General features: G+C 39.3%; 7 protein-coding genes and 1 pseudogene. 2 read left to right on the top strand and 6 right to left on the bottom strand.

All coding sequences use genetic code 11. The features are described 5' to 3' along the window. Window positions 1–190: 190 nt before the first annotated feature. Complete coding sequence (locus tag QZ565_RS07010) at window positions 191–1,081, bottom strand: cation diffusion facilitator family transporter (protein WP_295527466.1); 891 nt, start codon at window positions 1,079–1,081, stop codon at window positions 191–193. Window positions 1,082–1,213: 132 nt separating this feature from the next. Between QZ565_RS07010 and QZ565_RS07005 the strand changes: the two genes are divergently transcribed. Continuing rightward, window positions 1,214–1,750, top strand: coding sequence for a TetR/AcrR family transcriptional regulator (locus tag QZ565_RS07005; RefSeq protein WP_295527470.1), 537 nt, complete (start codon window positions 1,214–1,216; stop codon window positions 1,748–1,750). A gap of 137 nt (window positions 1,751–1,887) precedes the next feature. On the opposite strand, the gene QZ565_RS07000 is transcribed toward QZ565_RS07005, so the two are convergent. The 5 genes and pseudogenes from QZ565_RS07000 to QZ565_RS06980 all read right to left on the bottom strand — a co-directional run bounded on the left by QZ565_RS07000 (window position 1,888) and on the right by QZ565_RS06980 (window position 6,150). Then, window positions 1,888–3,408 carry an ABC transporter permease/substrate-binding protein gene (locus QZ565_RS07000; protein ID WP_295527464.1) on the bottom strand — a complete coding sequence of 507 codons (1,521 nt, stop codon included), beginning with the start codon at window positions 3,406–3,408 and terminating at the stop codon, window positions 1,888–1,890. Further along, complete coding sequence (locus QZ565_RS06995) at window positions 3,401–4,129, bottom strand: ABC transporter ATP-binding protein (RefSeq protein ID WP_295527461.1); 729 nt, start codon at window positions 4,127–4,129, stop codon at window positions 3,401–3,403. Before QZ565_RS06995 ends, QZ565_RS07000 begins: the two co-directional genes overlap by 8 nt. A 13-nt stretch (window positions 4,130–4,142) precedes the next feature. Continuing rightward, window positions 4,143–4,350, bottom strand: a pseudogene (locus QZ565_RS06990) (polyketide cyclase); the annotation flags it as partial. An 18-nt stretch (window positions 4,351–4,368) separates the two neighbouring features. After that, window positions 4,369–4,812 carry a MarR family transcriptional regulator gene (locus QZ565_RS06985; RefSeq protein WP_295527457.1) on the bottom strand — a complete coding sequence of 148 codons (444 nt, stop codon included), beginning with the start codon at window positions 4,810–4,812 and terminating at the stop codon, window positions 4,369–4,371. A gap of 144 nt (window positions 4,813–4,956) precedes the next feature. Continuing rightward, a complete protein-coding gene (locus tag QZ565_RS06980) occupies window positions 4,957–6,150 on the bottom strand; it encodes an O-antigen ligase (RefSeq protein WP_295527454.1) in 1,194 nt (397 codons plus the stop codon). A 281-nt stretch (window positions 6,151–6,431) separates the two neighbouring features. Here QZ565_RS06980 and birA point away from each other — a divergent pair, with 281 nt between their 5' ends. Beyond that, the gene (gene birA, locus QZ565_RS06975) at window positions 6,432–7,367 is read left to right on the top strand and encodes a bifunctional biotin--[acetyl-CoA-carboxylase] ligase/biotin operon repressor BirA (RefSeq protein WP_295527451.1); all 936 of its coding nucleotides are present in this window, start codon (window positions 6,432–6,434) and stop codon (window positions 7,365–7,367) included. The last annotated feature ends 160 nt before the right edge of the window (window positions 7,368–7,527 follow it).

The following is a 7,527-nucleotide window of genomic DNA, read 5'->3' as shown; positions in this document are numbered from 1 at the left end:
TACTATGCGAGTATACAGACTGACATTGAGAGAGAGTACAAGGAATGATTAAGATATTAGAATCTAGGCAAAAACTAAATTTCAAGATAAAATGAAGTAAATATCCTCACAATAAAACGCATAGTATCATATTTTCAATGCCTGATACTATGCGCTTTTTACTTTTAAAGACTTTCCCCCAACCTCTTTTCTAATGTTGATGCCCATGAGGTTGCTCTAAGGCTGTTACCTTTCGCTTATGTTGCGCATGATTGCTTTGACTGGTGTCCACTTCGATAGTAATATTCTGCACACCTCTTTCTTCTAAGAGCTGACGTACTTGATTCTTTGTTTCCGTCATCTCCTCCCAATCCTCTAAACAGATATGGATAATAGCATTATTTTCTAGACCATCCATGGACCAAATGCTAAGTTGATTGACACTTTTGACATTGGTCAGAGCCTCCAAATCCTTCTCCAAATCACCTGTCTCTAGTCCTTCTGGCACAGCATCCAGGAAAATCTTGAGTGCGCTCCAAAATCGAGGAATAGCTTTTGTTAGAATGAAGATGGAAATGACAAGCGATAAGAGCGGATCAAGGATATACCAATCTGTAAATCGGAGGATAATCGCCATTAGAATGACAGCCAACCAACCTAGAGTATCTTCCAAAAAGTGCAGGCTCAGAATTGACTCGTTCTTTGTCTTTCCCTTACGAACTACTAGACTAGCTAGCACATTGATACTGACTGCAATGATTCCTAGCCAGAGGACGCCTTCGTCATTAACGGGCTGTGGATTCAAAAGTTTAGTTATATTTTCCAAGATCACTAGAATGGATCCTGTGATAAGAATCACAGCAGTCACTAGGGCCCCTAAAAGACTAAATCGCTTGTAACCCAAGGTGTATTGCCTATCTTCTTCTCTATTTGAGATTGTTTCTAAAAAGGCCGATATGCCGATTGCTATAGCATCTCCCAAGTCATGGATAGAATCAGCAAGAACAGCACTTGAACCGAAGATTCCTCCTGCGATAAACTCAACAATAGCATAGCTTAAATTTAAGAAAAAAGCTAACCAGATAGATGTTTTAGAACTCATTTCTCTCCCTCCTTTGGTATAATGGGTATATACATACTTCTTTCATTTGTATTATCTAATAAAATTCAAAGAAAGGATAGAAGCAAACTGTCAGCCATGTTCAGTTCTGAACAGTTTGTCTCAAGTGTCTACATGCCAAAAAGAGACCGTCGAGTCAACAAGACGAAAAAAGCCATCTATCAAGCTTTTTTACAACTTTTGAACGACAAAGGCTATGATGCCACTACTGTTCAGGATATCATTGACCTAGCAGATGTTGGGCGTTCTACTTTTTACTGTCACTATGAAAGCAAGGAACTCCTTTTAGATGAGCTCTGTCGCTACCTCTTTCATCATCTCTTTGAAAGGGAAGGACACTTTACTACCGAGGACTACCTCGCACATATCTTTTTACATTTTCAGAAAAACCAGGACCATGTTACCAGTCTGCTATTTTCCAAAAATGACTACTTCCTCCGTCAACTCCATAAAGAGCTAGAACACCATGTCTATCCCATGTTGGCTGATGAGTTAAAAGAAGCCCACACTAATCTGCCTACTTCTTACCTCCAACACTTGGTCGTGTCCAACTTTATCGAGACATTGACCTGGTGGCTCAAAAAAGGACAAGACTTTACATACCAGGAAGTTGTCCAGTTTTATCTAGACCTTCTCATTCCTAAAAATTGAATACAGAGTAGAGCTCAGTTGCCTTATTTCTAGGCTACTGAGTTTTCATCTTTTCAACAATCAAAAAAGCCCAGACAACATTGTCTGAGCAGTTTTCTATATGGTCGTTTAACAAAGTTGAGTTTGACATTTTCAAACTATTTCTTCAACAAACCTTGTTCTTGGAGAAACTCCTTGGCTACTTGTTCTGCTGACTTGCCTTCAACACCAACTTGGTAGTTGAGCTGGCTCATCTGGCTTTCAGTAATTTTGCCAGCCAATTTATTGAGAACTTTCTCCAACTCAGGATGCTTCTTGAGAAGAGCTTCTTTCATGAGTGGTGCCCCTTGATAAGGTGGGAAGAGTTGCTTGTCATCTTCCAAGACCTGCAAATCATAACGCGCCAACTCTGCATCAGTCGAATAAGCGTCCGTGATTTGAATATCACCTGACTGAATTGCCTGATAGCGAAGGGCTGGTTCCATGGTCGCCACATTGAGATTGAGACCATACATTGACTGCAAGCCCTTATTTCCATCTTCACGGTCATTAAACTCAAGTGTAAAGCCTGCCTTCAACTTCCCTTCCACTTTTTTCAAGTCCGAAATAGTCTTCAAGCCATATTCTTGAGCAATCTTTTTCGGAACAGCTACAGCGTAGGTATTTTGATAAGACATAGGTTTGAGATAGGCTAGATGATCCTGTTTGGCAATACCATCACGCGCTACATCATAAACCTGCTCTGGCTCATGACTCACTTTCGGTGATGGTTGAAGCAAACTTTCAGTCACCGTACCAGTAAATTCAGGATAAATGTCAATATCGCCTTTTTTCAGAGCTTCATAAAGAAAGCTTGTCTTCCCAAAATTCGGTTTAACAGTCGCAGTCATACTGGTATTTTCTTCAATCAGCAACTTATACATATTGGCCAAAATTTCTGGTTCTGGACCCAATTTCCCAGCAATAACCAAGTTTTCCTTCTCTTTTTGAGCTAAGAGGGCTGGACTATAAGACAGACCGAGCAATATTGTCACCAAGGCAAAACCAGAGAAAATCGTCCGCAATTTTGCTTTTTCCATCACTTTTAATAGTAAGTTAAAGGCAATAGCCAGCACTGCAGAAGAAAGGGCCCCAATCAAAATTAGACTGGCATTATTACGGTCAATTCCCAAAAGGATAAAGGAACCTAGTCCCCCTGCCCCAATCAAGGCCGCCAAGGTTGCCGTACCGATAATCAAGACCGCTGCCGTCCGAATTCCAGACATCATAACAGGCATAGCAAGTGGAATTTCAAACTTCTTGAGTCTCTCCCACCTAGTCATCCCAAAGGCAATCCCAGCCTCTTGTAGACTTGGGTCAATTCCCTTGAGTCCAGTGATGGTATTTTGTAAAATCGGAAAGATCGCATAGATCACTAGAGCTGTCAAAGCTGGCAAGGTTCCAATTCCCATCAAGGGGATAAAGAGCCCCAACAAGGCCAGTGACGGCATAGTCTGGAAAATCCCTGCAATCTGCAAGACCCAATCTGCCAACTTCTCATGATAGCGAAGATAAACAGCTAAGGGAATCGCAATAAAAATAGCCAGTAACAGGGTCAAAAGTGACAACTGCAAATGTTGAGATAGAGCTGTCAACCAATCACTAAAACGATCCTGAAAAGTTGCAATTAAATTAGTCATGAACACTACCTCCAAACAAGTCTGCTACAAAGTCCGTTGCAGGAGCTTTTAAAATCGTCTCAGGATTCGCCACCTGACGAATCTCTCCATCCTGCAAGACAGCAATACGGTCCGCCAATTTCAAAGCTTCATCCGTATCATGGGTCACAAAAATCGTTGTCATCCCAAACTCTTTATGCAATTCTTTCGTCAGAACCTGCAACTGTTTTCTCGAAATAGCATCCAAGGCTGAAAAAGGCTCATCCATGAGGAGAATCTTAGGCTGACCAATCATAGCACGAACAATACCAACCCGTTGCTGTTCTCCACCAGATAATTCACTAGGAAGTCGATGTCCATACTCAGCCACTGGTAAACCAACCTTAGCCAAAAGCTCTTCAGTTTTCTGAGCAATTTCTTCCTTGCTCCAGTCCTTCATCTCAGGAATGAGGGCAATATTTTCCGCAACCGTTAGATTGGGAAAGAGAGCAATGGCCTGTAAAACATAACCAGTAGAAAGACGAAGCTCACGCTCATCATAGTCTTTGATGCGCTTGCCATCCATATAAATATTTCCATCAGTAGGCTCCAATAGACGGTTAATCATCTTAATCATGGTCGTCTTACCGGATCCAGAAGGTCCAACTAAAACCATAAATTCCCCATTCTCAATCCGTAAATTGACATCTCTCAAGACATCTTTTTCTGTGTAACGTAAAGCTACATTTTTGTATTCAATCATTCTTTGTCCTCATTTAAAACTTCCCTCGATTGGTCAAGTCTTCTACCTTAGGCATGACTTCCTTACTGTCCCAATGCTCCACAATTTTCCCGTTTTCTAGACGGAAGATAGCGTACTGGGCATAGGCAAGGCCGTCAATCTGAGTCCGACCATAGCTAACCACTTAGTTTCCTTGTCCTAAGAGTTGGAAAACAAAGTCGAAAGTGACCTTTACTTATAAACAGCTAATTTGCTCCATTTTAAACCTCATTTTCCTCCTCTTTCAGATTAGCCAAAATTCTTTCTTGAAAGGCTTCAAACTGACGAATTTCTTCCTCTGAAAATCCTTTGTAAAAGATCGTATCCAATTTCTGACTGACACGATGCCCTACTTCTTTCTGAGACTGCCCCAACTCTGTTAAAACCAAATACTTCTTACGCTTATCTTCTCCACATGGACTAACGGTTACAAGATTTTGTTCTTCTAGCTTTTTTATCATAGTCGTCAGCGTATTATTAGCAAGTCCAGTCGCCAAAGCAATATCTGTCGCAGTTGCGCAGCCAGTTTCACTATTCCATAAAACCGCTAAAATCTTCCCCTGTTCACTCCGATAAAGAGCTTCAGGATCTTGGCTCAGTAACTTTTGAAAAATCCGCCCATTCAACAAACGAATATGAAGGGCTACCAAATGACTATCTTTCATGACACCTCCAATTTATTTCTATATCGAAATGAATGAAGTAATTGTAACACTCGTCGTTCCATCTGTCAACTATTTCGATTTGGAAATAATTTTTCCCAGTAAAAAAATCTCCTACTCAAGGTAGAAGATTTCAATCTTATAAACTTAATCCGTCATGTCCGATACCAAAGTTCGACGTTCCAATGGAATGCTGCACATAACTAGCAAGAAAATGAAACCTGACTGAATCCAGAAGAGGGCCAAGTCAAAGATTCCGTGTACAGCAACCACTGTAAGAAAAGATAGATAAAGACCAATAATCGGACGTTTCCCCGACTCCTGACTCATATCCATCATGAAGCGAACAGGAGCCACAGAAGACAAAACTAGTAAAATGGTCCCCACAATTCCGTAACTCAGAATCGTATCGATATAAAGACTGTGAGCATGTTCATGATAAGGAGCATGTATCCGAGGATAAGAGTGCATGTAGGTTAATGGCCCCTCACCCCAGAAAGGATTTTGCTTAAATAAGGCCATCCCAGCATCCCAGATAGAAATCCGTTCTTCCATAGAAGAGTCTAAAGTCCCCATCCGAACTCCCAAATCACTAGAAAAGAGGAAACTCAAGCCAATCGCAAAGACCCCAATACTAAGCCAAAAGGCCTTCCAGTTTTTAATGGTCGTAAAGAGATAAATGATTGCTCCAGCGATAATAGCAGGAAAAGCAGTTCGATTTTGAGTAAAGTTCAAACCAAAGAGATTCACAAAGCCTGCAATCACACAGAATACTTTCAACCAATTCAACTTGGTCGTTGTAAACAAATAGAAGGCAATCATGATACAGAAACAACAAATAATTCCATAATAATTAGGATTAAAGAAGGTCACTTCTGCACGATTCTGATGCCACACCTGCATATTGGGTGAAAGAAAAGCATAGTTGAATTTCTTCACAATTTGGAAATGTTCTAAACTCGCAAAAGCAGCTGACAAGACGCTACCAAACAAGACGAGCTGCAAAATCAATCGAAAGAATTTATGTGATAAAATCGACTGATAGTGCAAAAAGAAAACAGTAAATAGAAAAATTCCTACTGAAGCCACAACTCCCATCCAATTTTGAGCAAAAGTGGATATAACAGTACTATAGCCAAGAAAAAGAAGCAGCATCGGATGCTCCCCCATTTTCTGAAGAATACTTTTCATGTCCCCTGTGAAAATTAAACTGATAATATATAAACAGAATACAACTACAAAAAGATAAAAGGGTAAAAAGATACTCAGGATAATTCCCAATAAAATCAGCTCTTTACTAGACAACCCTTTCAGCTTTTCAATAAAGCCTATTGATTTCAAAATGAATCCTTTCTCTCCAAATCAGTTGATTCAGATAATAGTAAGCTACCCTATATTGTACCACTTTTTTAGCAATTTGAAAACAAAGGAAACGTTTACTAGGTAAAAAAGCGGGCAAAAATACTGAGATTTCACAACTCAAGCTTAATGACTAGATTCAATTCAAAAAATAGTGCCGAAAATAGTAGGTATATGTTAAAATAGTAGTAATATAATAAAGATTTGACCAACTATCCAAACTATATTTAAATAACTTACAATTCCTAAAGAAAGGAAACACTATGAAATCCTACCAAGCCGTCTACCAAATTCTAGCTAAAGAAAGCGATTATATCAGCGGAGAAAAGATTGCAGAAGAACTATCCCTCAGTCGAACATCAATTTGGAAAGCCATCAAGCGTTTAGAACAAGAAGGCATTGAAATTGATAGTATCAAAAACAAAGGCTATAAACTGGTGAATGGAGACCTTATTCTTCCAGAACTTCTAGAACAAAATCTTCCAATTAAAATCAGTTTTAAACCCGAAACAAGATCAACACAACTCGATGCAAAAGAAGCTATTGATTTAGGAAATGAAGCAAACACCCTCTATCTAGCTTCCTATCAAACAGCTGGCCGAGGCCGTTTTCAACGTTCTTTCTACTCACCCCAAGGTGGCATTTATATGACACTCCATCTTAAACCCAATCTCCCCTATGACCAATTACCATCCTACACACTACTTGTAGCAGGAGCTATCTACAAAGCCATTAAGAACCTAACATTAATAGATGTCGACATAAAATGGGTCAATGATATTTACCTCAAAAATCATAAAATTGGAGGAATCCTTACTGAAGCAATGACGTCTGTAGAAACTGGCTTAGTCACAGATATCATTATTGGAGTAGGAATCAACTTTGCTATCAAAGACTTCCCTCAAGAATTAAAAGAAAAAGCTGCTAGCTTATTTACAGCACCAGCGCATATAACAAGAAATGAATTAATCATAGAAATCTGGCGTGTTTTCTTCGAAACACCTGCAGAAGAGCTATTATACCTATACAAAAAACAGTCCTTCGTTCTAGGAAAAGAAGTGACTTTTACACTAGAGCAAAAAGACTACAAAGGACTTGCTAAAGACATCTCAGAATATGGCAAACTTTTAGTTCAATGTGATAACGGAAAAGAAATCTGGCTCAATAGCGGGGAAATTTCACTTAAGGCTTGGAAGTAAAAAAATACAATTATAAAATAACTCCAGATGAGTAACTCAATTAGTTTCTACACATCTGAAGTTTTTTATATTATTAAACTTCAAAAAACGGATTTTTATCGCTCTAAACATTAAAAAAGAAAGGACGAAATCCGTTCTTTCTAGATCTTAGTTTTTCTTC

The sequence above is a fragment of the uncultured Streptococcus sp. genome, assembly GCF_915066115.1.
Classification (GTDB): Bacteria; Bacillota; Bacilli; order Lactobacillales; family Streptococcaceae; genus Streptococcus.
Note: the sequence above shows the minus strand (reverse complement) of the source record. Positions and strands in the feature narration are given on the sequence as shown.

Bases quoted from the DNA above. Each gene is read 5' to 3' on its own strand.
- QZ565_RS07000 (WP_295527464.1), bottom strand. From the start codon at position 3,408: ATGACTAATTTAATTGCAACTTTTCAGGATCGTTTTAGTGATTGGTTG.
- QZ565_RS06995 (WP_295527461.1), bottom strand. From the start codon at position 4,129: ATGATTGAATACAAAAATGTAGCTTTACGTTACACAGAAAAAGATGTC.
- QZ565_RS07005 (WP_295527470.1), top strand. From the start codon at position 1,214: ATGCCAAAAAGAGACCGTCGAGTCAACAAGACGAAAAAAGCCATCTAT.
- QZ565_RS07010 (WP_295527466.1), bottom strand. From the start codon at position 1,081: ATGAGTTCTAAAACATCTATCTGGTTAGCTTTTTTCTTAAATTTAAGC.
- birA (WP_295527451.1), top strand. From the start codon at position 6,432: ATGAAATCCTACCAAGCCGTCTACCAAATTCTAGCTAAAGAAAGCGAT.
- QZ565_RS06985 (WP_295527457.1), bottom strand. From the start codon at position 4,812: ATGAAAGATAGTCATTTGGTAGCCCTTCATATTCGTTTGTTGAATGGG.